Genomic DNA, 19,682 nt, shown 5'->3' with positions numbered 1-19,682 from the left:
CCATGCGCGTGTTTATCGGATATTTCATCTGGGGCCTGATACTGGCCGCCCCCGTCGCCTGGCTGATCTGGAAGCTGGACCTGATGCGCGTGATGCCCCGCTGGTTCCAGCCGCGGCAGCGACGCGCGGTGCGGCTGCCGCCGCAGCTCGAAGGCATCGTGATCCGCGGCAAGCGGTGGCAGGCGCCGAAGGACGGCGCGCGATGAGGACGATCGCCATCGTCGCGCCCGTCGGCGGCGCGGGCCGCAGCACAATGACCGCCGCACTGGCCTCGCTGCTCGCGGGGCGTGGGCATGATGTGCTGGTTCTGGAGTGCGATCCGCGCAATCTGCTCGGCCTGCATTTTGGTCTGCGCGAGCCTGTGGGGCGCGGGCTGGTCGACGCCGCCCTGCGGCCGTCCGCCAACGACTGGGCGGCCGCGGCCCTGCGCAGCGACGACGACGTGCTGCTGGTGCCGTGGGGTCAGGCCGATGGCATGCCTCGCGGCAAGGGCGGCGACGATGATGTCGACGCCGAGGCCATCGCTACGCGAACCCTGCTGGAGCAACCGCAGTGGCTGCGCGGCCTGCTGTCGCAGGTCGACCTGCCCGACGACGGCGTGGTGCTGATCGATACACCGGCCTGGCCCGGCTCCCATGCCGCGCAGGCGCTGGCCGCCGCGGATCTGGCGCTGATGCTGGCACCGCCCGAGCCCGAAGTTTGCGCCACGCTGCCGCGCATGCAGAGTGCGCTCGAACAGCTCGGCCTGCCCTATCGCGTCGTTGCGACCAGAGTGCAGCCGGCGCGCCAGCTGCATGGCGATGTGCTCGCGCTGCTGCGGGCCCGTCTTGGGGAACGGCTGCTGCCCTATCAGGTGCATCTGGATCACGGCTTGCCCGAAGCGCTGGCCCGCGGCGAGAACTTCTGTCGGGCGATGCCGCATTCGCAGGCCGCGCACGATCTGCAGGGCGTTGCGGCCTGGCTGTCGCAATGGATCGCGGCATCAATCGGCTCGTCCGCCGACGATGCGAGGGCACGGTCATGATCCTCGGCGTGCTGCTCGACCTGACGCTGCGGCTGCGCGCCACGCTGGCGCAAGCGCTCGGTCTTGCCGGACAGCCGACGCTCGCGGACTGGCTGGTGCGCCTGTTCTTCCGCCCGCCCCGGTCCGGCAAGCGCGACTGGCCGGCCGAGTTCGCGTCCTGGCTATCGCGCCGCGGCGCGGAGCGTCTTGGCATCGATCCGCGGCACAGCCTGCCACGTCGGATATGGCGCTTGTTCGTGCGCCCCCCTCGCCCGCGGCGGCGCCTGGCCGCGCCAACGCGCCGACGCAGCGTGCCGGAGCAGGCGCCATCGCAATCGGCGCTGCGCCGCTGGCTCGATCAGCGGCTGGAGCCGGCCTACCGCTACGTCGCGCGCAAACGGCGCCGCCTGGCGGCGCGGCTGCCGCGCGTGGATTGGATGCGCGCCGGCAGCGGCCTGGCGCACGTGGCAGCGCTGGTGCATCGCGTGCGCGGGCTCGCGCCCACGATGCTGGTGCTCGCGGCGCTGACGGGCCTGGTGCTGTGCACCACCCCGCTGCCGCTGGGCGGACAGCTGACCGTATTCGCGCTGGTCTGGATCGCGGTGATGGTGCTGCGCAAGATCCCCGGGCGCTTCCCCACGCTGACGATGATGGCGCTGTCGCTGCTGATGACGCTGCGCTATATCTGGTGGCGCGCCACCGAGACGCTGGACCTGGCCACGCCGATGGAGGTCACCATCGGCTATCTGCTGTTCGCCGCCGAGGCCTACACCTGGCTGGTGCTGATCCTTGGCTATGTGCAGACTGCCTGGCCGCTGTCGCGCCGGCCCAAGCCGATGCCCGCCGACACCGCGCAATGGCCGACCGTCGACGTCTATATCCCGACCTACAACGAACCGCTGTCGGTGGTGCAGCCGACGGTCTACGCCGCGCGCAGCCTCGACTGGCCCAGCGGCAAGCTGAACATCTATCTGCTCGACGACGGCCGCCGGCCGCAGATGCAGGCCTTCGCCGAGCAGGCCGGCGTGCACTACCTGACGCGCAGCGACAATCGCCACGCCAAGGCGGGCAACATCAACCACGCGCTGTCCGTCACCCAGGGCGACTACATCGCGATCTTCGACTGCGACCACATCCCGACGCGCTCCTTCCTGCAGATGACGATGGGCGAGTTCATCGCCGATCCGCGCTGCGCGATGGTGCAGACGCCCCACCACTTCTTCTCGCCCGATCCGTTCGAGCGCAACTTCGATACCTTCCGGCGCGTGCCCAACGAGGGCAGCCTGTTCTACGGGCTGATCCAGGACGGCAACGACCTGTGGAACGCGGCCTTCTTCTGCGGCTCGTGCGCGGTGATCAAGCGCGCGCCGCTGACCGAGATCGGCGGCATCGCAGTCGAGACCGTGACCGAGGACGCGCACACGGCGCTCAAGCTGCACCGGCGCGGCTACAACACGGCGTACCTGCGCACGGTGCAGGCAGCGGGCCTGGCCACCGAAAGCCTGGCCAGCCATATCGGCCAGCGCATCCGCTGGGCGCGCGGCATGGCGCAGATCTTCCGCATCGACAATCCGCTGCTCGGCAAGGGGCTGAAGCTGTTCCAGCGGCTGTGCTACTCGAACGCGATGCTGCACTTCTTCTACGGCATCCCGCGGCTGATCTTCCTGACGATGCCGCTCGCCTATCTGGTGTTCGGCATGCATGTGATCAACACCTCCGCGGCGATGATCGCGGCCTACGTGCTGCCCTATCTGGTGATCGCCAACATCACCAACTCGCGCATCCAGGGCAAGTACCGGCATTCGTTCTGGGCCGAGGTCTACGAGTCGGTGCTGGCGTGGTACATCGTGCTGCCGACCACGATGGCCTTCATCAACCCGCGCCTGGGCAAGTTCAACGTGACGGCCAAGGGCGGCCGCATCGAAGACGACTATCTGGACTGGACCATTTCCAAACCCTATCTGCTGCTGCTCGCGCTGAACATTGCGGGACTCGGCATGGGCGTGGGCCGGCTGCTGATGGGGACCACCACCGAGCCCGGCACGGTGGTGATGAACATGGTGTGGGCCAGCGTCAATCTGCTGATGCTGGGCGCCGCGATCGGCGTCGCCAAGGAGGCGCGCCAGGTGCGCGTGTCCCACCGGATTCCGATGCGCGTCCCGGCCACGCTGCTGCTGCCGGATGGCACCACGCTGGCATGCAAGACCGAGAACTATTCGCTGGGCGGCCTGGGCCTGCTGCTGCCGATCGACGTGACGCTGAACGAGGGCGAACGCGTCGGCGTCTGCCTGTCGCGGGGCGCGCGCGAATACCATTTCGCCGCCACGGTGGCCCGCAACGTCAACCGTCACCTGGGCGTGCGCATGCAGGACCTGAGCCCGGAGGCCGAGACGCAGCTGATCCAGTGCACCTTCGGACGCGCCGACGCGTGGATCGACTGGCTCGACGATCAGCCACGCGATGCACCGCTGCGCGGGCTCAAGGAAGTCATCGAGATGGGTTATCAAGGCTTCCTGCGGCTGTACGACGCGGCGATCGACATGCTCGAGGCCGCGCTGGCACGGCGGCGGACGCGGCAGACATGACCCGGCCGCCGTCTCGATAAACCACAAGCCCGCCCCAAGGCCGAACCGCAAAGCCCGAACTGCAAACCCTGCGATCCATATGGGAATCTGGAACCTCTACTTCGCCGCCAAGCTGTACCTGTTCGCGATCGGGCAGGTGCAGCCGCGCTGGCTGCTGAACCTGCTGTTCGCGCTGTGGCTGGTGCTGCCGCTGGAACACCGCGGCCTGCGCGTGCTGCGCCAGGTGCTGGCCGTGGTCGTCGGCGTGGCGCTGCTGTACCACGAATCGAACCTGCCGCCGTTCGCGCGCGTGGTGTCGCAGTTCTCGAACCTCAGCGCCTTCACGCCGGCCTATCTGCTCGAACTGCTGCAGCGCTTCGTCAGCCCGCAAATGGTGCTGGGCGCGATCGTGGTCACGCTGGCGTATCTGGTGATCAACCGCTGGGTGCGCGTCACCACCTTCGTGCTGCTTGCGCTGATCGTGGTGCCGCTGTGGCAAGGTGCCGGCACCGTGTCGACCGGTACCGCGGCGACAGGGCCCGCTGCCACACGGGCCGCGCAGCGGCCGGCCCCGACGATGCGGATCGACAGCCCGGCCGAAGTCGGCGACAACGAAGCGCAGCTGAACGCCTTCCGCGCGCAGGAAGCCACCCGTCAGGTCGCCTTCACGCCGTTGAGCGCCTCGCCCGACAGTCAGTTCGACATCATCGTGCTGCATGTCTGCTCGCTGTCCTGGGACGACCTCGATGTCGCCAAGGCGCGCAATCATCCGCTGCTGTCGCGCTTCGACTATCTGTTCACCGAGTTCAGCTCGGCGGCCAGCTACAGCGGGCCGGCGGCCATCCGGTTGCTGCGCGCGACTTGCGGCCAGCAGCCGCATCAGGCGCTGTACTCGCCCGCACAGGCGCAATGCCATCTGTTCGAAGCGTTGGCGCAGGCCGGCTTCGATACGCGCGTGCTGATGAACCACGATGGCCGCTTCGACAATTTCCGCGGCTTCGTCGACAAGGAAATCGGCGTACCGAACGTCACGCACGTGCCTGTCGACGGCGTGCCGCCGGCGATGCGGGCCTTCGACAATTCGCCGATCCTGGGCGACTACGCGGTCCTCGAGAAGTGGTACAAGTCGCGGCTGGCGCAGAACAGCGGGCCGCTCGCGCTGTACTACAACACGGTCACGCTGCATGACGGCAACCGGCTGCCGGATTCGAAGCTGACCAGCATCCAGTCGTATCCGCTGCGGCTGACGCGGCTGCTCGACGATATCGACAAGCTGATCGCGCTGATTTCGCAGTCGGGCCGCAAGGCGGTGGTGGTGTTCGTGCCGGAGCACGGCGCGGCGCTGCGTGGCGATGCCAACCAGATCGCCGGCATGCGCGAGATTCCGACGCCGCGGATCGTGCATGTGCCGGTGGGAGTCAAGCTGATCGGCTTGCAGGGCGGCAATGCGGGCGGCGAGGTTGGCGGTATTGCGGGCGGTATTGCGGGCGGCAATGCGGCAGGCAATGCGCAGGGCAACGGCAATGGCGCCGGCGGGCCGGTGACGGTTCACGCCCCGAGCAGCTATCTGGCGCTGTCGCAGCTGTTGTCCAATCTGGTCGCCGACAGTCCGTTCCGGCAAGGCGCGCCGGCCCCCTCGCAATATGCCGCGGACCTGCCGCAGACGCGCATGGTCGGGGAGAACGAGGCCACCGTGATGATGAAGCGCGGGACCGGCTACGTGGTCCGCACGCCCGACGGCGTATGGGTGGACGGCAAATGAGCGACGGCGAGCGCAAGCCCGGCCGGCTGCGGCGCGGCATGCGCGCGCGGCACGCACCGCGGCCCAACAACGATATCGAGGCGCTGGCGATGAAGGTGCCGGGCTTCGCTGCGCATCGCTATGTCGACGAGCAGGAAGCCCAGGCGGCCCGCGCCGCCGCGACACGCTGGCCGCGGCTGGCGGGATGGCTGATCTATGGGGAAGACGGCGAGGCGCAGAGCCAGGCCGTCGCCGACGCGCCGGGGCTCAGGCCGACGCGGCGTTGAGCGCTTGCGGGTCGTTGGTCGGCGCGCTGGTTGGCGCGTTGTTCGGCGCGTGGTCGGGTACGTTGGTCGGCTCGATCGCCCGCGTTGAAGCCGACGACGCCCGTGCCGCTCCCTCCGGTTCCGCCACCGCGGCCAGCAGCAGATTCGCCGCCGGCTCCAGCCGCTCGGTCTGATTGAACAGCCGCACGGACACCAGGCTGTTCTGCAGTGCGGCGAACAACACCTGCGCCAGCGCCGCCGAGCCGATCGCCGGCTGCGCATCGCCGCCGTTCTGCGCGCGTGCTCGCTCCAGCAGCGCCGTCAGCCAGCTCTCGTGAATCCGATGGAATTCCTGCAGCGCTTGATGCACCGCCGGCGGCAGGCACAAGGCTTCCGTCGACAGCATGCCTGCCAGGCATACCTGCTGCCCGCCGCATTCGCGCCGCCACGAGGCCAGATAGCGCTCGGCCTGCTGCAGCGGCGGCAGCGTCGCGTCGATGCCATCCAGATAGCGGGCGACGCGAGCGCTGTAGGCGTTCACCGCTTCCAGCGCGAGGTCTTCCTTGGTCGGGAAGTAGTAATGAATGCTCGACGTCTTGACGCCGACGCGCTCGGCCAGATCGCGATAGCTGAAGCCGTTGAAGCCCCGCGTGCGGATCAGGTCGAGCGTGTGTTCGAGCAGCCGGTCGCGCACCGTCGAGCTCGCGCCGGAGGCCTGGGCCCGGCCGGCGGAGCGGGAAGTCGAAGCGTCTTTCATGACATGCCCTCCCCCGCTACCACGAGCGGCCGTTGCGGTATTGCCCTTCAAACGTTGGCACCTTCGGTGAAGACGTCGAACTTGCCCTGACGTGCGCCTTCGGTGAAGACATCGAAGCGGCCCTGGCGTGCACCGTCGGTGTACGGGCTGCGCGACGGCTCGGCCGAGACTCCGGTGCGATCCAGGCCGGCGACGAGCGCACCTTCGGTGAACACGTCGAACTGGCCCTGGCGAGCGCCTTCGGTGAAGACGTCGAAGCGGCCCTGGCGCGCGCCGTCCGTGTACGGGCTGCGCGACGGCTCGGCCGACACACCGGTGCGATCCAGGCCGGCGACGATGCGTGCGCCGTCGGTGTACGGGTCGAACTTGCCGCCACGAGCGCCGTCGGTGAACTGATTCACGCTGCGGCCCGGGGTGGCCGACACGCCGGTACGGTCCAGGCCGGCAACGATACGCGCGCCGTCGGTGTACGGATCGGCCTTGCCGGTGCGAGCGCCGTCGGTGTACGGGTCCGCCTTGCCGCTGCGGGCGCCGTCAACAAAGGTATTGCGATCGCCGCCGCGGGCGCCGTCGACATAGGTGCTGCGCTCGCCGGCGCGGAATTCGTAGCCGTACTTGTCGGCGGGAACGGTGGCGGCCTGGGCGGTGCCGGCGACGAAGGCGGCGGCAAGGGTGGCGGCGGTCAACAAGGTCTTGGCGAAGGTACGGTTGGTCATGATCAGCTCCTTTCAGGGACCCGCGCCTGGCGGATCGAATCGGTCAATGTGGAATCCGGTTGTCGAACCTACGAATCGAATCTACTAGTAGATAGATAACCTGACTCGAAAAAAACCCGGATTCCCGGGGTTGTTGCGTGGACTTGAGGGCCGCTTCACTTCTTCTTCGCTGCGGCGCCGCATCCATGAGTCGTAATTTATCTACTACTAGGTAGATAGTCAAGGAGTTTTTTCGAGCGCGTCAGTCAAGGTCGCTGGCGCCCATAATGCTTCGATACTGGACGGCCCTTTGCGGGGCGCCGGAAAATGCACTTAGCGCGGTCCACTCCGAGTGCCTCAGGGCTGTATCGAGCGCATCCAGGCCGAAGGGGCCTCGGATCGGACCGCGGATTCCCTGCCTTGACGAGGAGACCTCCATGCAGATCCAACGCGGCCGCCTGATCGACCACCTCCACCTGAAAGTCCGCGACCTCGCCGCCTCGCGCCGCTTCTACGGCGCGGTACTCGGCGTGCTAGGCATCGAGATCACCGACGGCGATGGCTACTTCTACGCCGACGAACTGTGGGTCGACGAAGGCACGCCCGGCCAGATCACCCACGCCCACTTCGCCTTCCAGGCCAACGACCGCGACACGGTCGACGCTTTCTACAAGGCCGGCCTCGCCGCCGACGGCCGCGACAACGGCAGCCCCGGCGAGCGCGACTATCACCCCGGCTACTACGCGGCGTTCCTGCTGGATCCGGACGGGAACAACGTGGAGGCCGTCTACCACGGGCCACACCAGCGGTCGGCGGAGGCGGTGGTGGTCAGTTGGTGATCAGGCAAGGACGGAGACAGACTGAGCCCGCCATTTCCTCCTCTTCTGCGTAACGAAACTGTGGCGTCCGAAGGGGACTCTGATATAATCGCGGGCTTCCGGAGAGATGGATGAGTGGTTTAAGTCGCACGCCTGGAAAGCGTGTATGGGTTAATAGCCCATCGGGGGTTCGAATCCCCCTCTCTCCGCCAAAGAGTTTTTTGAGTCGGGAGCGCTGAGACATCGGTGCGTTGAACAGTTGACGATTGTTCCTCTCGGCTTACCCCATACCAAAAAGCGGACCGCAATGCGGTTGTGGGGGGGTGAGTGGTTTGGCACAAAGCAAAATCGGCCCCAAAGTCGAGAAAAGCCAATATCCACAAGGGATTGCGGGCATGCCGGGCCATCGGGCGATTTGGCACAAAATCGACAGAAACCGAGCCCTTCATAGGCTGCGATTGCGCAAGCTTTGGCACAGAACCACTCACGTTCAGCATCACGCCTCCCGCTTTCGGTCCATGACAGCGCGGTAGAGCTTCCCAACCTCGTCGTTCGATAGGTCGATCAGGGAAGTTTTCCCGAACACCTTTCGCATGTAATTGAGCCGCCAGCGGTCGCAGTTCAGCTCTTTGCACCTGGCGTGGATTGCCTGGATTCGACGGTCGCGCCACCCGGGTGACTTGGTTGCGCCTGGCATTCCTTCCAGCCGGCCGCGCCAACGGACCAAGTAATTCTCGGCGCGGTCGAACAGCCCGGAGGGAATCTCGGCATACGAATTGACATTCATATGCGCGTTAAGCCGGCGCATGACGGTTGCCGGCGTCACCTGCTGTCCGTCCAGAACCTTAGATACGCCTACGATTTGGTCGCGCAGCTCCAGGAGCCGCCGCTTCTGTGCCGCATCCAGGACGCCATTACCTGTCTGCACGACGGTGACCTTCGGGCGGATGTTGAAAACGTTGTGCACGTTTCCGTTGCCCACAAATACAGTGCCACCGCTGACGGTGACATTTGGGATGACCTGTCTTGGCGCCTCTTCGAGCGCTGACCCTTGATTTTCCCCGACCAAACTGGCCCAGGCGTCGGCGAACCGGCGCCCTTTTTCTTCTACTACCACCTGCATTACCTCCTGAGCGGCCGCAGCCAGGAGTGTGGCACCTTCCACCGGCCGCAATATGGAAGGGCCAGTTGTTTTTCTTGAAGCGCGACACACGCGTCGCACTTTCGCCGCTACGTCGCACTCCCTAGGAAAGTCTTTGTAGTCAACGGCTTAGGCGAATACATTGCCCCCGCCGGACCGCCCCGAAGTGCGACGCATTAGGCCACCAGCCGAAGGATCCGCTCGACGCTCGGGCCTTCTGCCTTACCTGTTTCCACGATGTAGTCGTAGAGCAACGCCGCAAGCTCGGCCTTCTTCTTTGCGGCTACGCGCTTGCCGGTCGCAGCGATCTTGGCCTCCAACCTGTCTAGCACCACTTCCAGAAGCTCGACATCCAGCGCACTAGCAGGGGCCTGCGCACCTGCCTCTAAGTCCTTCAGCAGCATGGGACCGGCTCCAGTAAGCAGCCAATTGGCGTTCAGACCAAGCTCCACAAGGCGAGCCATCACCTTTGCTTGGGGAGCGCTTCGCCCGCCCTCATTTTCTTGTATCCCCCTCTTTGTCCCGCCGACCATCTCCCCGAGGCGATCTTGTGACACACCTAGATGTGTTCTGAAGGCCCTCAATCTTTCGCCAATCTCATCCTGGTGCCTGTTCGCGCTTTCTGTCATTTCTGTTCCCCGAAGTGCGCCCACCTGTTCGCACTTTTCCGGCCACGTACGCGCTTTGCAAAAAAGCTAGCAAAATCAGATAGATACAAGTCTTAGTGGCAACATGCGCAACAACGCGAAGTGCGAACACAAGTATCCGCTTGTTAAGCCACAACTAGTTGTGCTATGTTTGAGGCCATGGGCAAGTTAAACACCTCAAAAAAACCAGCCATCGCCGCCCCTAAGGACTGGCATCGGGTCGACATTAAAGCCGCCCTTGAGAAGGCTGGTTATTCCTTGCGCCAGCTCAGCCTGCAGCACGGCTATGCGCCTGGCTCGCTCAAAGCTGCGCTCGATACGCCGTGGCCAAGTGCGGAGCGAATCATCGCCGCCGCCATCGGCGTTGCCCCGGCCGAGATCTGGCCCAGCCGGTACGACGCCGATGGCAATCCAAAGAGTGGGCGCAATCAGCGCGGCATCGGCCGCTGGTCTACCCGTAAGTCTATCAGCGCACTTAACCACCGCAATGTTGAAAACGCGGTGGCGGCTTAACCACGTCCCGTCCCAAGGATTTGACATATGAAACGGCGAGCAAATCAGGCAAAGGCGGCCAATCAGCTTGAACTGTCCTTTTTCGAAGTGCCTCCTCAACCCAAGAACGAAGCCGGCAGCTTGGACATCGCCATGGCTATCCGCGAAGCGCTGGTCGACACGCTGGCTGCCGCTACGAGCAGCGGCATGGATCGCCACGACGTCGCAGCGAAGGTGTCCCGCCTCTCCAACCACGACCTCACAAAAAACATGTTGGACCGCTACTGCGCTCCGAGCGCAGAGGGCTGGCGTTTCCCTGCTGAGGCCATCCCCGCCCTCGTGGTTGCCACTGGCCAGTATCGATTGCTTGAGATCATCGCCGCCGCCTGCGGATGCAAGGTGTATCGCGGCGAGGAGGCCATGCTGGCTGAGATCGGCATGTTGACGATGCAGCAAAAGCTAGTAGCCGAGCGGCTCGCCGAGAAACGCCGCTCGCTGCCAAAGTCTGTGCTGGACCGGGTTGCGGAGGAAGAGGCCAAGCGAATCGGGGGACGCCTGTGAGGGTAGGACTCGACCGAATCGCCGCCGCTCTTAACGTAAGTAAGCGGGCGGTTGAGAAACAGGCCCAGCGGAACGGCTGGCGCTATGACTTGGAGCCTGTACGGGGCGGATACAAGAAGCTGTTTGCGGTCGCTGATCTGCCTTTGGATATTGGCCGCAAGGTGGAGCGGTACGTTCGCCTAGACCGGAACGCCGCAGAGGCGGCTGCAGTAGATGCCGCCATCGCCCGTGTTCGCCAAACCGCGGCCGAGAAAGCCGAGCTGCGCCGCCTCCAGGGCGAGGCCAACCTCAAGAAGCTTCTGGACTCCATGAGCGAAGGTGTTAAGGCGCGCCTGGACGGCCGTTTCGCCATCGTCCGGAGCTGGGAGCAATGGTTTGCTGCCAACCAGCCGATGACTCGGTCGGTGAGCTGGGAGGCTTACTCCCAAGCGTACAACGCCCGCGAGCTGCAGGTCGCCCACGAAGTGATCGTCGTTTTTCCGAAGGTGTCTGCCCGCTCCGTCCAGCGCTGGGTGCTGGACTTCGAGCGTGACGGCTTGGCCGGTCTCATCGACGAGAACGACGGGCGTCTTCGCAAGGACGTCAACGTGTTCACCACCCAGCCGATGCTGGAGAAGGTCACGATCGCATTGCTGATCGAGCGCCCGCACCTCGGCGTGCAGAACCTGCTGGACTTGATCGAGGCGTCCGCCAAAGACCCGAAGACCGGCGCTCTGCTGTTTAACGTACCGACCTATCACCAGGCGTACCGCTTCCTGAAGGCTTGGAAGGCGAAGAACGCCGAGCTGCTTACCGCCGCAACCAATCCGGACCGGTGGAAGAACAGCCATATGGTCGCGTTCGGCGATGCCTCGGCCGGCATTGCGCGCCTTAACCAGCGTTGGGAAATGGACGCCACGCCGGCGGATTGGATGCTGACCGATAACGACGGTCGCCAGCGTCGCTACACCGCCTCGGTCGTTATCGACGTGTTCAGCCGCCGCATGATCGCGGTGCTAGCGCCGACGCCGAAGACCGAAACGCACAAGTTCGCCTTGCGCCAAGCGCTGCTGGCCTGGGGCGTGCCTGAGGAAATCGTCACCGATAACGGTAAGGACTACCAGAGCATCGACTTCCAGGAGACGCTGCGCCAACTGCAGATCCGGCACGTCACCACGAATCCGTTCTCGCCATGGGAGAAGCCCCACGTCGAGCGGGGTATCCAGACGCTCCTGCACTCCAACCTGGAAGCGCTATCCGCCTTCGTCGGCCATAACGTCGCCGAGCGCTCGGCAATCGAGGCTCGCCGCACCTTCGCCGAACGCCTGTTCAAGAAAGACCAGGTCGTCGAACTGGCGCTGCCGGCCGCGAAGCTGCAGGCGCTGATCAACGACTGGCTGGCCGGCACGTATGAGCACCGCGAGCATGGCGGGCTGGACGCGACGCCGTTCGCGGTCGCCGCATCCTACCGTGGCGAAATCCGTCGCATTGCAGACCAACGTGCCCTCGACATCCTGCTGGCTCAGCCGGCTGGCAAGGGCACCTATGTGGTCACCAAGAAGGGCCTGACGATCGAGGGTGCCAACTACATCGCACCAGAGCTGGCGTTGTACGTCGGCCGCGATGTCTCGGTGCGCCAAGGCGAAGACCTGGGCGAACTGGTGGTCTACCACGACGGCGAGTTTGTGTGCGTCGCTGTCTGCCCGGAGCGCGCCGGTGTGTCGCGGAAGGAAATCGCCGCCCATGCCCGCGAACTGCAGCGCGCCAACGTCCAGGAACAGCGCAAGGCTGCGAAGTCCATCAAGGTCAATCCCGACCAGGCGCTGGAATCGCTGCTCCGGAGCCGCGCAGAAGCAGCCGGCAAGCTGGCCACGCTGCCGAACCCCACTGTCCCTCACGAGACCAGCGCCCTGGCCGCAGCCGGCGCCGCGCATCGCGCGCTGTCCGGTCGCACCGTTGCCGCGCCGGTTCCGGCCGACCTGCAACAGATCCTCGAAGCCCGCAAGCGGGCCGAATCCACCCCGGCGGCTGTGCCACCGCCGGTTACCAACGTCCATGTCATCCCGGAAACCCCGCAGCTTCGCTTCCGGAAGTGGCTGGAGCTGGACGAAATCGTCGCTAACGGAGGAGCGATCGATGACCCCCGCCTGATTCGCTGGTACGGCACGTACCCGCAGACGCCTGAGCACGCGTCCATGAAAAAACGCCACCTGGAGGCAACCCAGGCGGCGTCCGGTGGCGGCGGCACGGTTGCAGCCGTGCGGCTCGCCTTTAAGTAACCCTCATCGGGAAACTCATTATGTCGAAAAACACCAACGCAGGCAAACCTGCGACTCCCCGAGCGGCCGGCGGCATCGCCAATATCGGCACGCTCGACCTGGTCTCGGCGACGCTCGAACGCCTGGACACCCGCCGCTCCGGCTTGCCGGGGATGGCCGTCCTATACGGCCCGGCCGGCTGGGGCAAGACGTTTGCCACCAACGTCCTAGCCATCGAAAACCGGGCCTACTACGTCCAGATGCGCAGCGCCTGGCGTAGCAAGACGCTGCTGGAAAAGATTCTCTTCGAGATGGGCGTTAAGCACGCCAAGGCGACGGTACCGGCCCTGCTCGACCTCGTGTGCGAGCAGCTGAGCGCCTCGCGTCGCACGCTGATCCTGGATGAGTTCGATTACGCGACCAAATCGGACAGCTTGATCGAGCTGGCACGCGACATTTACGAAGGCTCCCAGGGTTCTCTGCTGCTGGTCGGCGAAGAACTGCTGCCCAAGAAGCTGGAGCGCTGGGAACGCTTCCACTCGCGCGTCTTGACGTGGGCGCCGGCTCAACGCGTCAGCGTCGACGACGCTGTCCAGCTTGCCGCCATCTATGCGCCTGGCGTCGAGATCGCCCCCGACGTCCTGCATCGCCTGGTCGAGCTGTCCAATGGGTCCGTCCGGCGCGTATCGGTCAACCTGACTCAGATCCACGAGCATTGCATGACCTTCGGCATCGAGGCGTGCACCGCCGCCGAGCTGGAAAAGGTCGCCATCTACACCGGCCGGTCGCCGGAACGGAGGCTGTGATGAACGCCGGCACGCTGACGTTTTCCAGCTTCGAAAACTGCCACTACCAGATCGGCCGTACCGACGCGCCGGAAATCAAGGCACGTGGCGTGATTCAAACCACGCTGTCGGAAGACCAGGATTGCGTCCTGCTCGATGTGACCTTGACCGGTACGCGCCGGCACCAGCGCGTCATGGCAAGCATTCCGCTCATGGCCGGCGATATCGATGGACTGGTCCACCAGCTGCAGGCGATGCGCGCCATGCTCCGCAACATCAAAGGGGATACCCATGGCGCGTAAGCCCGCATCCCTCGAAATGAAGGGAGGAAAGTCCCCTCGCCAGCGCGTGTGGGAAGCCATGCGCGCGCAGAAGAAGGCGTTCACACAGGAATCCTTGGCCGAAGCCGTCGGTGGGCTGGAAAGCATCATCCAGTGTTACGTCCGCTGCCTGCTCAGGGCCGAAATCATCACCGTTATCGCGGAAGAGCCGGTGGGCCGCGGGGTCGCTGTGCGCAGGACCTACCGTCTCCTCCGAGATAACGGTGTTGAGGCTCCGCGCGTTCGCAAGAACGGCGAGCTTGTCGTCCAGGGCGCAGGCAACGAAGCCATGTGGGGAACCATGCGCCGCATGTTCGAGCGGAAGGACTTCAACTTCCGCGAGCTGGCTGCATTCGCCAGCACGCCGGCCAATCGCGTCAGCGAGGAAACCGCGAAGTCGTACGTCCATGCCCTCGCTGCAGCCGGCTACCTCAAATGCACGAAGCCGGCTGTAGTGGGCCGGAATCCGGCACTCGCACGGTACGTCCTGATCCCTGCCATGTACACCGGCCCGCGGGCGCCGATGGTGCAGCGGACCAAGGCGGTGTTCGACCCCAATCAGAACCGTGTCATGTGGACCGACACGAAAGGCTTCGAAGATGACCAATGACCTGAAGGCGAGCCCAGCCTACATGGACGCGGACTGGTTCCAGGCGCTTGTCCGTGAGGTTAAAGCCAGCACGCAAACCGCGGTGGCCCAGCGCATGGGCGTTTCGCGCGTAACCCTTTGCATCTTCCTGCACGGCAAGGGCGAGTACGGCAACGGCGGCGCCAAGCCCGATCGGATGGAACTGCGCTACCGGCGAGCCTTCGAGCAGTTGACTTGCCCCCACACGGGACAGCAAGTCGGCGTCGACCACTGCCGCTCTGTCGCGCTCCGTACCGCACCGACACACAACCCGATGCAGCTCGAACACTGGAAGGCTTGCCAGGTCTGCCAGTACAAGCCCGCACCCCTGGAGAAGCCCGCGAAACCGCGTCGCGCCGCGCGGGCGTCCGCCGACGTTCCGATGGCCGTGCTGGATACCAGGACGATGCCGCTGCCGGAGGTTGGCGGTCCGCAGATCAACCCCACACCGGAGGAAAACGCATGACCCGATCGATCCAACTGTCGCGCCATCGTGGCGCCGCCCTCACGACTCCCCGTCACCGCCTGGACGGGCCGGTCGCACAGGAAATCCGCGCCGGCCTCTCGGCCGTGGCTGCCGAAGTCCGGCGCATGGTCGCACGAGTGAAGGTCCATCGGGAACTGCGCAGCATCGACCGCGAGGAAGCACGGGCAGTCCGCGAGGTGAATTGGCTGAGGGACGAGCTGGTCAACCAGGAGCGGAACCTCGCATGGCTTGAGCGCGAATACCGCGACCGACGTAAGGCACTCAACGCCCGCCTGCATGCGCTCGGCAGGGTGGCGCCATGAAGAATCGCTTCAGCTTCCGCGCCTTCCTGCATACCCGCCTCGGAATACTGCTGTGGACGCTCATCGTGGCCATGCTTGCCTACGAGGCGGGGCAAATGTCCAACCAATCGCGGCCCGTCATCCAGGCGTGCCAGCGACTCCTCACCTGAAAGGCAACGCCATGACCAATAAGCAAACCATCATCGCGCTGATCAAGTCGCGACCGGGCATTCGGACGCCGGAGATCGTCGACGAAACCGGCATTGAAAACCCTGGCAATTACATCGTCGGCGAGATCGATCGCGGCGAAGTGCTTGTCGAGAAGGTCCAGTCGGAGGGCGTCGGCCGGCCTGTGAACGCATACCGCATCAATCCGGAGAATCCACCGGACGAAACGCTCAATCCGCGACAGCGCGTCGTCAAGGTGCGAGGTGCAACGTCTGGCGACAGCGCAGGATTCAGCGCCGCATTGTCGTCGCGCGGCGACCTGCGCATCTCTGACGGCCAGCGGACGGTCCAACTCTCGCCCGAGCAGACGTCGGACCTGATCGCCTATCTGGACCGCATCAATGTGGACCAGGTCATGAAAGCCGCGGGGGTTGCTTGATGCCGCTCCCGAGCTTTCGTTGCCCGGTATGCCGAAACACGCTGACGCTGGACGTCGTGTTTGCCCACGACGGCGTGCGCGAGGCGATTCTGCAGCTGATCAACGCCCATCCGGCCGCAAGCAAGCTGCTCCGTCCCCTGTTGGGATATGTCGGACTGTTCGCACCGGCCAAGACCGAGATGCGGTACGAGCGGGTCGCGGCCATCCTGGCTGAGCTGGTGCCGATGATCCAGGCCGGCACCGTTAAGGACGTCCATGGCCGCGAGTGGCCAGCCCCGATGGACTACTGGTGCCAAGGCTTCGACCAGATGCTGGCACAGCGCGACGCCGGGTCTCTGCGGCTTCCGCTTAAGTCGCACGGCTATCTCTGTGCCGTCGTCGCGGGCCTGTCCGATCGCAAGGACGCCGTGGCGGAACGTCACATCGAAGCGCAGCGGGCCGGCCACGCCGGGGCCGGCACCCCGGCCTCAAGGATGCAGCCGGTGACCGTCGCGGAGCCAGCAGCACGTGCCGCTATCCCTGACGACCTTCGTAAAGAAATCCTGCGCGCGGCTGGTAGCCGTCGTGCGGACGCCATTGGAGACCACAAATGAATACCGACAAGCGAATCGAGCAGGTGCGCGCCACCTTCGAGGCGATCGCCGCTGAGCGCATCAACTGGACCGCCGAGGTCACCGAGCTGGCGGACGGATACCTGACCTTCCAGCGCTGCGCGATGGACGCCGAGGACCCCATGACGGTGGCGGAAGGCTTCGCCATGGCCCGCGGACTCATCGCGTACGCGCGGGCCGTTGGCTGGCTGTCAACCGACGCCTACGAGCGGCTCAGCAGCAACGCATTGGCAGTCCGCCGGCAGGTCTATCAGCGCTGGGCTGGCCAGGTCGTCGTTGTGCCGGTGAGGACGACGGAAGCCACGCCCACTGCGACCTGCCACTGAAGAACCCTCGGAGAAAATGATGACCCAAGCAGCACAGACCGAACTCCCGGCCGGCTACATGCAGGATGCCCACGGCCGGCTAGTGCCAGAGAGCATGGTTAAGCCGATCGACCGTGCCCGCGACCAAGTCGTGGGCGAGCTGATAGCCATGGCGAAGGCGCAGAGCCGCGTCCTTGCCGACCTCAAGAAGCGCGTCTTTGGCGATGTCGAGGCGTTCATCTCGATGTCCGCCGAAGAATACGGCGCGAAGGTCGGTGGCGCCAAAGGCAACGTGACGCTCTACAGCTTCGATGGCCGCTACAAGGTCCAGATCGCACGCGCGGACAACATCACGTTCGATGAGCGGCTGCAAGCCGCCAAAGCGATGATCGATGAGCTGGTGGCCGAGTGGACGGCCGACTCGCGACCGGAGATCCAGGCCATCATCCAAAACGCATTCGACACCGACAAGGAAGGCAACCTGAACACGGGTCGCATCCTCTCGCTGCGCCGACTCGATATTCAGGACGCGCGCTGGAAGCAAGCCATGTTTGCGATCAGCGACAGCGTGCAGGTCGTCGGAACGAAGACCTACGTTCGCTTCTATGAGCGGATCGGCGACACCGAGAAGTACCAGCCGATCTCCCTGGACATCGCCACCGTCTGAGCACTGGGAGAGCGCAATGGGAACGCTATCGAAGGAATCCATCGAACGCATCGAGCGCGAGCTGTCCGTGCCGTACGGCATGGTGGATCTCGACTGTGACGGCTACCGCGTTGCGATCCGCGTGGAGCCCTACCGGAAGCTCTCGTACTTGCTGACCGTCTATGTCAACGGTGAGTGGCGAGGGGAATGGGTCAAGGGCCAGTGCGAGGAGGCGCGGCGGTTCATGTGTCCCACGGCACGGAGCCTGTACACGCCGAAGCGCAAGGCCGAGATTGTCAAGGCATTCGGCAAGCGGCAAGCCGCCAAGGTCTTCCCCAAGCTGGACGAGAAGATGGTCCTCTACTTGCCGAACTGGCGGTCGCCGCGTTCGATGCTCCGCCACTTCTGCAAGACCAACGAACGAATTGCCGTACTGAGCGTCGGTGTACCGGCTCCGGCCATCCCGGCCAACCCGCAGTAACCGGCGCTACGACCGCCGGATCTGAAGCCAAACGTTAAGGAATGACCAATGAATAAAGCAGACCTGATCGCCCACATTGCCACCGAGGCGAAGCTCAGCAAGATTGACGCGGAACGCGCGCTGAATGCTGTTATCAGCGGCGTGACGAACACGCTCGCCGCCGGAGGAACCGTTGCGATTACCGGCTTCGGTGCCTTCGCGGTGGTCGACCGCGCGGCCCGCGTGTCCCGGAATCCAAAAACCGGCGAGACCATCGCCGTCCCGGCGACGCGCGTGCCGAAGTTCAAGGTCGGTAGCAACCTGAAGGCCGCTGTCGCCTGACGGATCGATGCGAAACACCCGCCCATGCGGGTGTCTGCCAGGCGTGGCGGCCTGGCACTGACGAGCAGCCACAACAAATGATGATCTACGCATACTGCTGGCCGACCGGCCGGGTTCACTTCGGAATGAGCGTGCCATATGGGGCCGTGGCCCTCGCACGCGGACTGTCGCGCGCTGTCGTTTCTCTAATCGAGGCGACGGCCGAGGATGGCCCTGACGGTAAGGGCCTGTACATCCCAGGCGTCGCCGACGCCCTCACGGTGGAAGCAAAGAAGAGCGAACTCGCAGCTTGGCTTGGCGCGCTGATGTGGTGCCCATCTCGCGATGTCGATGTCGTCGCCGTCGGCACCGCTGTCCAGCAAGCAAGCGAGTGGAGGTGAAAGCCATGGTATCCACGGCGACTTTAGCCAAGATCCACATTGCCAAGAAGCAGCTCGCAATGGAAGACGAGGACTACCGCGCCATGCTGCGAAGCATCGGCGGCGTTGAGTCCGCCAAGGACCTGTCTCCAATCGGCGCAGCCAAGGTCATGAGCCACCTGGAGCGCTGTGGCTTCAAGCCACTGCGCCAGGTTGGTCGACGCCCGCGCCCGACGCGCGACAAGAACGCACTGGTCGGCAAGATCGAGGCGCTGCTGGCCGAGGCCAAACGCCCGTGGTCGTACGTCGACGCCATGGCCAAGCACATGTTCGGCATCGAGAAGGTCGACTGGTGCGACGTCGACCAGCTGTGGCGCATCACCGCAGCGCTCCAGAAAGACGCCAAGCGTCACGGGAGGGCATGATGAATCTGGCTGACGTGAAGAACCTGTTGCCAGCGCTGGTCCAGGCGGTCGTCCAAGCCATCGGCGTGCCGGCCGCGCTCAAGCTGGTGGAGCATTTCGGCGGCTCGACGTTCCCGGTGCCGATGCGCAAGAACACCGCCGGCGAAATCCGGTACCAGATCCTGGCGGAGGCGGTTGGCGAGGATGCGGCGACCCGCCTGGTCAAGATGCTGGGCGGGCAGGAGATTTACATCCCCCTGTGCTCGGCGGCGCTGCGAGAGCTGCGCGATCGCCAGATCCGCTCCGAGTTCGACCAGATCACGCGCGAGCATAGCGCCCTGCATGCCGTGGCAACGCTCGCGGTCCGATACCGCGTGTCCGACCGCCAGGTCTGGCGAATTCTCAACCAGACGGACCGGGATGGACCACCGACCGCAACGCAGGCTACACTGTTCTAACCGCCGCAAAGACCGTTAAGCCCCGCCCTGTGCGGGGCTTTGCTTTTCCTCCACCTGACATCGATTG

Annotated in this window: 27 protein-coding genes, 1 tRNA gene, 1 other RNA gene and 2 pseudogenes; 26 read left to right on the top strand and 5 right to left on the bottom strand. The window is 64.9% G+C overall.

The features are described from left to right. Positions 1–2 precede the first annotated feature (2 nt). The 5 genes from HTY53_RS13685 to HTY53_RS13665 all read left to right on the top strand — a co-directional run bounded on the left by HTY53_RS13685 (position 3) and on the right by HTY53_RS13665 (position 5,595). On the top strand, positions 3–206 hold the full coding sequence (locus tag HTY53_RS13685) for a hypothetical protein (protein WP_174107112.1): 204 nt from the start codon (positions 3–5) through the stop codon (positions 204–206). Then, positions 203–1,024, top strand: coding sequence for a cellulose biosynthesis protein BcsQ (gene bcsQ, locus HTY53_RS13680; protein WP_174107110.1), 822 nt, complete (start codon positions 203–205; stop codon positions 1,022–1,024). Before HTY53_RS13685 ends, bcsQ begins: the two co-directional genes overlap by 4 nt. Further along, the gene (gene bcsA, locus HTY53_RS13675; protein WP_254599950.1) at positions 1,021–3,588 is read left to right on the top strand and encodes a UDP-forming cellulose synthase catalytic subunit; all 2,568 of its coding nucleotides are present in this window, start codon (positions 1,021–1,023) and stop codon (positions 3,586–3,588) included. Before bcsQ ends, bcsA begins: the two co-directional genes overlap by 4 nt. A 79-nt stretch (positions 3,589–3,667) precedes the next feature. Next, positions 3,668–5,329: a cellulose biosynthesis protein BcsG gene (gene bcsG / locus HTY53_RS13670; RefSeq protein WP_174107108.1), complete on the top strand. Its 1,662-nt coding sequence runs from the start codon at positions 3,668–3,670 to the stop codon at positions 5,327–5,329. Beyond that, positions 5,326–5,595: a hypothetical protein gene (locus HTY53_RS13665; RefSeq protein WP_174107106.1), complete on the top strand. Its 270-nt coding sequence runs from the start codon at positions 5,326–5,328 to the stop codon at positions 5,593–5,595. The genes bcsG and HTY53_RS13665 overlap by 4 nt, the downstream gene beginning before the upstream one ends. A gap of 121 nt (positions 5,596–5,716) precedes the next feature. Here the strand turns inward: HTY53_RS13665 and HTY53_RS13660 are convergent. Both HTY53_RS13660 and HTY53_RS13655 read right to left on the bottom strand, forming a co-directional pair. Next, positions 5,717–6,331: pseudogene (locus HTY53_RS13660) on the bottom strand (TetR/AcrR family transcriptional regulator); the annotation flags it as partial. A 47-nt stretch (positions 6,332–6,378) separates the two neighbouring features. After that, positions 6,379–7,047 (bottom strand): copper resistance protein CopQ, encoded by a 669-nt coding sequence (locus HTY53_RS13655; RefSeq protein WP_174107102.1) that lies wholly within the window; start codon positions 7,045–7,047, stop codon positions 6,379–6,381. Positions 7,048–7,463: 416 nt separating this feature from the next. Here HTY53_RS13655 and HTY53_RS13650 point away from each other — a divergent pair, with 416 nt between their 5' ends. Then, on the top strand, positions 7,464–7,865 hold the full coding sequence (locus HTY53_RS13650) for a VOC family protein (RefSeq protein ID WP_174107100.1): 402 nt from the start codon (positions 7,464–7,466) through the stop codon (positions 7,863–7,865). A 100-nt stretch (positions 7,866–7,965) separates the two neighbouring features. Then, positions 7,966–8,056: transfer RNA gene (locus HTY53_RS13645), tRNA-Ser, on the top strand. Between the two features lie 284 nt (positions 8,057–8,340). On the opposite strand, the gene HTY53_RS13640 is transcribed toward HTY53_RS13645, so the two are convergent. The 3 genes and pseudogenes from HTY53_RS13640 to HTY53_RS25050 all read right to left on the bottom strand — a co-directional run. Further along, positions 8,341–8,967, bottom strand: a complete 627-nt coding sequence (locus HTY53_RS13640; RefSeq protein WP_174107098.1) for a hypothetical protein — start codon at positions 8,965–8,967, stop codon at positions 8,341–8,343. Between the two features lie 194 nt (positions 8,968–9,161). Then, a complete protein-coding gene (locus HTY53_RS13635) occupies positions 9,162–9,389 on the bottom strand; it encodes a hypothetical protein (RefSeq protein ID WP_174107096.1) in 228 nt (75 codons plus the stop codon). 15 nt (positions 9,390–9,404) lie between these two features. Continuing rightward, a pseudogene (locus tag HTY53_RS25050) lies at positions 9,405–9,614 on the bottom strand (helix-turn-helix domain-containing protein); the annotation flags it as partial. A 165-nt stretch (positions 9,615–9,779) separates the two neighbouring features. Between HTY53_RS25050 and HTY53_RS13630 the strand changes: the two are divergent. From HTY53_RS13630 to HTY53_RS13540, 19 genes are all read left to right on the top strand, one after another. After that, the gene (locus tag HTY53_RS13630) at positions 9,780–10,145 is read left to right on the top strand and encodes a helix-turn-helix domain-containing protein (protein WP_254599949.1); all 366 of its coding nucleotides are present in this window, start codon (positions 9,780–9,782) and stop codon (positions 10,143–10,145) included. Between the two features lie 27 nt (positions 10,146–10,172). Further along, positions 10,173–10,685, top strand: coding sequence for a hypothetical protein (locus HTY53_RS13625; protein WP_174107095.1), 513 nt, complete (start codon positions 10,173–10,175; stop codon positions 10,683–10,685). 89 nt (positions 10,686–10,774) lie between these two features. Beyond that, a complete protein-coding gene (locus HTY53_RS13620) occupies positions 10,775–12,943 on the top strand; it encodes a DDE-type integrase/transposase/recombinase (protein WP_217435610.1) in 2,169 nt (722 codons plus the stop codon). A 20-nt stretch (positions 12,944–12,963) separates the two neighbouring features. Beyond that, positions 12,964–13,728, top strand: coding sequence for an AAA family ATPase (locus HTY53_RS13615; RefSeq protein WP_174107091.1), 765 nt, complete (start codon positions 12,964–12,966; stop codon positions 13,726–13,728). Further along, positions 13,728–14,009, top strand: coding sequence for a hypothetical protein (locus HTY53_RS13610; protein ID WP_174107089.1), 282 nt, complete (start codon positions 13,728–13,730; stop codon positions 14,007–14,009). Before HTY53_RS13615 ends, HTY53_RS13610 begins: the two co-directional genes overlap by 1 nt. Then, positions 13,999–14,637 carry a hypothetical protein gene (locus tag HTY53_RS13605; RefSeq protein WP_174107087.1) on the top strand — a complete coding sequence of 213 codons (639 nt, stop codon included), beginning with the start codon at positions 13,999–14,001 and terminating at the stop codon, positions 14,635–14,637. Before HTY53_RS13610 ends, HTY53_RS13605 begins: the two co-directional genes overlap by 11 nt. Beyond that, positions 14,627–15,121, top strand: a complete 495-nt coding sequence (locus tag HTY53_RS13600) for a MarR family transcriptional regulator (protein WP_254599948.1) — start codon at positions 14,627–14,629, stop codon at positions 15,119–15,121. The genes HTY53_RS13605 and HTY53_RS13600 overlap by 11 nt, the downstream gene beginning before the upstream one ends. Beyond that, positions 15,118–15,444: a hypothetical protein gene (locus HTY53_RS13595; protein ID WP_174107085.1), complete on the top strand. Its 327-nt coding sequence runs from the start codon at positions 15,118–15,120 to the stop codon at positions 15,442–15,444. Before HTY53_RS13600 ends, HTY53_RS13595 begins: the two co-directional genes overlap by 4 nt. After that, positions 15,441–15,593: a hypothetical protein gene (locus HTY53_RS13590; RefSeq protein WP_174107083.1), complete on the top strand. Its 153-nt coding sequence runs from the start codon at positions 15,441–15,443 to the stop codon at positions 15,591–15,593. The genes HTY53_RS13595 and HTY53_RS13590 overlap by 4 nt, the downstream gene beginning before the upstream one ends. Positions 15,594–15,604: 11 nt before the next feature. After that, a complete protein-coding gene (locus HTY53_RS13585; RefSeq protein ID WP_174107081.1) occupies positions 15,605–16,030 on the top strand; it encodes a hypothetical protein in 426 nt (141 codons plus the stop codon). After that, a complete protein-coding gene (locus HTY53_RS13580; protein WP_174107221.1) occupies positions 16,030–16,623 on the top strand; it encodes a hypothetical protein in 594 nt (197 codons plus the stop codon). The genes HTY53_RS13585 and HTY53_RS13580 overlap by 1 nt, the downstream gene beginning before the upstream one ends. Next, on the top strand, positions 16,620–16,967 hold the full coding sequence (locus HTY53_RS13575; RefSeq protein ID WP_174107079.1) for a hypothetical protein: 348 nt from the start codon (positions 16,620–16,622) through the stop codon (positions 16,965–16,967). The genes HTY53_RS13580 and HTY53_RS13575 overlap by 4 nt, the downstream gene beginning before the upstream one ends. A gap of 19 nt (positions 16,968–16,986) precedes the next feature. Continuing rightward, complete coding sequence (locus tag HTY53_RS13570; protein ID WP_174107077.1) at positions 16,987–17,613, top strand: DUF3164 family protein; 627 nt, start codon at positions 16,987–16,989, stop codon at positions 17,611–17,613. Between the two features lie 16 nt (positions 17,614–17,629). Beyond that, positions 17,630–18,073: a hypothetical protein gene (locus tag HTY53_RS13565; RefSeq protein ID WP_174107075.1), complete on the top strand. Its 444-nt coding sequence runs from the start codon at positions 17,630–17,632 to the stop codon at positions 18,071–18,073. A gap of 48 nt (positions 18,074–18,121) precedes the next feature. Then, a complete protein-coding gene (locus tag HTY53_RS13560) occupies positions 18,122–18,394 on the top strand; it encodes an HU family DNA-binding protein (RefSeq protein ID WP_174107073.1) in 273 nt (90 codons plus the stop codon). Positions 18,395–18,401: 7 nt separating this feature from the next. After that, positions 18,402–18,468: hammerhead ribozyme type II (locus HTY53_RS13555), an RNA gene on the top strand. 3 nt (positions 18,469–18,471) lie between these two features. Next, entirely contained in the window at positions 18,472–18,774 is a 303-nt protein-coding gene (locus HTY53_RS13550; protein WP_174107071.1) for a hypothetical protein, read from the top strand. A 5-nt stretch (positions 18,775–18,779) separates the two neighbouring features. Continuing rightward, positions 18,780–19,178 carry a gp16 family protein gene (locus HTY53_RS13545; RefSeq protein WP_174107069.1) on the top strand — a complete coding sequence of 133 codons (399 nt, stop codon included), beginning with the start codon at positions 18,780–18,782 and terminating at the stop codon, positions 19,176–19,178. Further along, positions 19,175–19,615, top strand: coding sequence for a Mor transcription activator family protein (locus tag HTY53_RS13540; protein ID WP_254599947.1), 441 nt, complete (start codon positions 19,175–19,177; stop codon positions 19,613–19,615). The genes HTY53_RS13545 and HTY53_RS13540 overlap by 4 nt, the downstream gene beginning before the upstream one ends. The last annotated feature ends 67 nt before the right edge of the window (positions 19,616–19,682 follow it).

Origin of the sequence: Cupriavidus gilardii (assembly GCF_013314895.1) — a bacterium.
GTDB classification, from domain to species: domain Bacteria; phylum Pseudomonadota; class Gammaproteobacteria; order Burkholderiales; family Burkholderiaceae; genus Cupriavidus; species Cupriavidus gilardii_C.
This window is presented reverse-complemented; position numbering and strand designations above follow the sequence as displayed.

Excerpts from the sequence above, each read along its gene's own strand:
- HTY53_RS13685 (WP_174107112.1), top strand. The coding sequence starts at position 3 with ATGCGCGTGTTTATCGGATATTTCATCTGGGGCCTGATACTGGCCGCC.
- bcsQ (WP_174107110.1), top strand. The coding sequence starts at position 203 with ATGAGGACGATCGCCATCGTCGCGCCCGTCGGCGGCGCGGGCCGCAGC.
- bcsA (WP_254599950.1), top strand. The coding sequence starts at position 1,021 with ATGATCCTCGGCGTGCTGCTCGACCTGACGCTGCGGCTGCGCGCCACG.
- bcsG (WP_174107108.1), top strand. The coding sequence starts at position 3,668 with ATGGGAATCTGGAACCTCTACTTCGCCGCCAAGCTGTACCTGTTCGCG.
- HTY53_RS13665 (WP_174107106.1), top strand. The coding sequence starts at position 5,326 with ATGAGCGACGGCGAGCGCAAGCCCGGCCGGCTGCGGCGCGGCATGCGC.
- HTY53_RS13655 (WP_174107102.1), bottom strand. The coding sequence starts at position 7,047 with ATGACCAACCGTACCTTCGCCAAGACCTTGTTGACCGCCGCCACCCTT.
- HTY53_RS13650 (WP_174107100.1), top strand. The coding sequence starts at position 7,464 with ATGCAGATCCAACGCGGCCGCCTGATCGACCACCTCCACCTGAAAGTC.
- HTY53_RS13640 (WP_174107098.1), bottom strand. The coding sequence starts at position 8,967 with ATGCAGGTGGTAGTAGAAGAAAAAGGGCGCCGGTTCGCCGACGCCTGG.
- HTY53_RS13635 (WP_174107096.1), bottom strand. The coding sequence starts at position 9,389 with ATGCTGCTGAAGGACTTAGAGGCAGGTGCGCAGGCCCCTGCTAGTGCG.
- HTY53_RS13630 (WP_254599949.1), top strand. The coding sequence starts at position 9,780 with ATGTTTGAGGCCATGGGCAAGTTAAACACCTCAAAAAAACCAGCCATC.
- HTY53_RS13625 (WP_174107095.1), top strand. The coding sequence starts at position 10,173 with ATGAAACGGCGAGCAAATCAGGCAAAGGCGGCCAATCAGCTTGAACTG.
- HTY53_RS13615 (WP_174107091.1), top strand. The coding sequence starts at position 12,964 with ATGTCGAAAAACACCAACGCAGGCAAACCTGCGACTCCCCGAGCGGCC.
- HTY53_RS13610 (WP_174107089.1), top strand. The coding sequence starts at position 13,728 with ATGAACGCCGGCACGCTGACGTTTTCCAGCTTCGAAAACTGCCACTAC.
- HTY53_RS13605 (WP_174107087.1), top strand. The coding sequence starts at position 13,999 with ATGGCGCGTAAGCCCGCATCCCTCGAAATGAAGGGAGGAAAGTCCCCT.
- HTY53_RS13600 (WP_254599948.1), top strand. The coding sequence starts at position 14,627 with ATGACCAATGACCTGAAGGCGAGCCCAGCCTACATGGACGCGGACTGG.
- HTY53_RS13595 (WP_174107085.1), top strand. The coding sequence starts at position 15,118 with ATGACCCGATCGATCCAACTGTCGCGCCATCGTGGCGCCGCCCTCACG.
- HTY53_RS13590 (WP_174107083.1), top strand. The coding sequence starts at position 15,441 with ATGAAGAATCGCTTCAGCTTCCGCGCCTTCCTGCATACCCGCCTCGGA.
- HTY53_RS13585 (WP_174107081.1), top strand. The coding sequence starts at position 15,605 with ATGACCAATAAGCAAACCATCATCGCGCTGATCAAGTCGCGACCGGGC.
- HTY53_RS13580 (WP_174107221.1), top strand. The coding sequence starts at position 16,030 with ATGCCGCTCCCGAGCTTTCGTTGCCCGGTATGCCGAAACACGCTGACG.
- HTY53_RS13575 (WP_174107079.1), top strand. The coding sequence starts at position 16,620 with ATGAATACCGACAAGCGAATCGAGCAGGTGCGCGCCACCTTCGAGGCG.
- HTY53_RS13570 (WP_174107077.1), top strand. The coding sequence starts at position 16,987 with ATGACCCAAGCAGCACAGACCGAACTCCCGGCCGGCTACATGCAGGAT.
- HTY53_RS13565 (WP_174107075.1), top strand. The coding sequence starts at position 17,630 with ATGGGAACGCTATCGAAGGAATCCATCGAACGCATCGAGCGCGAGCTG.
- HTY53_RS13560 (WP_174107073.1), top strand. The coding sequence starts at position 18,122 with ATGAATAAAGCAGACCTGATCGCCCACATTGCCACCGAGGCGAAGCTC.
- HTY53_RS13550 (WP_174107071.1), top strand. The coding sequence starts at position 18,472 with ATGATGATCTACGCATACTGCTGGCCGACCGGCCGGGTTCACTTCGGA.
- HTY53_RS13545 (WP_174107069.1), top strand. The coding sequence starts at position 18,780 with ATGGTATCCACGGCGACTTTAGCCAAGATCCACATTGCCAAGAAGCAG.
- HTY53_RS13540 (WP_254599947.1), top strand. The coding sequence starts at position 19,175 with ATGATGAATCTGGCTGACGTGAAGAACCTGTTGCCAGCGCTGGTCCAG.